Origin of the sequence: Rhizobium sp. PDO1-076 (assembly GCF_000247475.1) — a bacterium.
In the GTDB taxonomy this organism is placed as follows: Bacteria; Pseudomonadota; Alphaproteobacteria; order Rhizobiales; family Rhizobiaceae; genus Allorhizobium.
In genome coordinates, this window is sequence record NZ_AHZC01000251.1 from 1 (window position 1) to 1,734 (window position 1,734).

At 58.7% G+C, this 1,734-nt stretch carries 1 protein-coding gene and 2 pseudogenes; all 3 read left to right on the forward strand.

Annotated features, from left to right (window positions below; translation table 11 throughout):
• Window positions 1-246 (forward strand): annotated as a pseudogene (locus PDO_RS14295) (tripartite tricarboxylate transporter substrate-binding protein); the annotation flags it as partial.
• Between the two features lie 57 nt (window positions 247-303).
• The gene (locus tag PDO_RS14300) at window positions 304-777 is read left to right on the forward strand and encodes a tripartite tricarboxylate transporter TctB family protein (RefSeq protein WP_007602920.1); all 474 of its coding nucleotides are present in this window, start codon (window positions 304-306) and stop codon (window positions 775-777) included.
• 10 nt (window positions 778-787) lie between these two features.
• A pseudogene (locus PDO_RS14305) lies at window positions 788-1,734 on the forward strand (tripartite tricarboxylate transporter permease); the annotation flags it as partial.

Genomic DNA, 1,734 nt, shown 5'->3' on the forward strand with positions numbered 1-1,734 from the left:
CAGGGTCTTGATATCGAACTCGTTAACTGGCGCGGTATCTTTGCCGATCCTGGCGTCGAAGGCGCCGATCTCGATGCGCTCAAGTCGGCCGTTGAAAAGACCGTGAAATCCTCGGAATGGCAGGCAATCCTCAAGGCCCGCGGCTGGACCGACTACTACGCTCCGTCCGACGAGTTCAAGGCTTTCATCGGTTCAGAAACCGAACGGGTAAAGACCATCCTGACGTCCATTGGTCTCGCAAACTAACCTGACGAAGCAAGCGGAGGCCGGCAGCGTGCCGCTTCCGCTTGCGACGAGGACAATATGACCCAGAAAAATCTTCGCATACCCAACCGTCCCACGGCGGTGATCGCGGTCGTGCTGTTTGCCATCGCCTTCATTACGTACTGGGATGCCAGTCACATGAAGGCGCGTGCGACCTATGGAATGAGCGCAAGCGCGGCGTCTTATTTCGTGGCGATCCTGTTCGTAGTTCTTGGCATCGGCCACCTGATCAGTGCCTTCAAGCCATCCGACATCGAAGTCGAGGCCGCGGACTGGATGGCCGTCGGCTGGATCGGTTTTGCTCTTGCAGGGTTGATCGGATCTATCTGGCTTGGTGGCGGCTTCATCCTGGGATCGACACTTCTCTTTGCTCTGACCGCGCGGGCGTTCGGCCGCAAGGCCCTTCTCGTCGATCTCTGTCTCGGAGCGTTCATCGGGGTTCTGGTCTTCCTTCTCTTCAATAAGCTCCTGACGCTCGCGTTGCCGCAAGGCCCGCTTGAGCGGCTCTTTTAAGGACGCCCTGATGGATACATTTTCCTTTTTGATTGATGGGTTCGCGCTGGCTATTCAGCCTGTGAACCTCATCTACGCTGCCATTGGCGTCCTGATTGGAACGGCTGTCGGTGTTCTCCCAGGCATAGGTCCGGCACTGACCGTGGCACTTCTGCTTCCCGTGACCTTCAAACTCGATCCCGGCGGTTCGATCATCATGTTCGCCGGAATTTACTACGGCGGCATGTACGGTGGCTCGACCACGGCGATCCTGCTCAACACGCCGGGCGAAAGCGCATCGGTCGTCACCGCGCTTGAGGGCAACAAGATGGCGCGGGCAGGACGCGGGGGACCGGCGCTCGCGACTGCGGCGATCGGTTCGTTCGTGGCCGCACTGATCGCGACTGCCGGGTTGGCCCTTCTTGCGCCCTATCTCGTAAAGATTGCCGTCAAGTTTGGTCCCTGGGACTATTTCGGATTGATGCTGATCGCGTTCGTTACCGTGTCTGCAACATTCGGATCATCACCTCTGAGGGGGCTGACCAGTCTGGCATTCGGGCTCTGGCTTGGACTGATGGGGATCGATCAATTGACGGGCCAAGCGCGCCTGACATTCGGTGTGCCTGAACTGTTGGACGGCATCGAGGTGACAACGCTTGCGGTCGGCCTGTTCGCGATTGGTGAAGCCTTCTTCGTGGCGTCGCGTCACCTCCATAAACCCGAAAAACCCATCCCGGTTAAGGGATCGATCTGGATGACCAAGGAAGATTGGAAGCGTTCCTGGAAACCATGGCTTCGCGGCACGGTCATCGGCTTTCCGATCGGTGCACTGCCTGCCGGCGGCGCCGAGATCCCGACCTTCCTCAGCTATACGATCGAGCGTAAGCTCAGCAGAAAGCCGGAAGAATTCGGTCAAGGGGCAATTGAAGGCGTGGCTGGTCCGGAAGCTGACAAACAATCGCCTCCGCCGCCGGCACG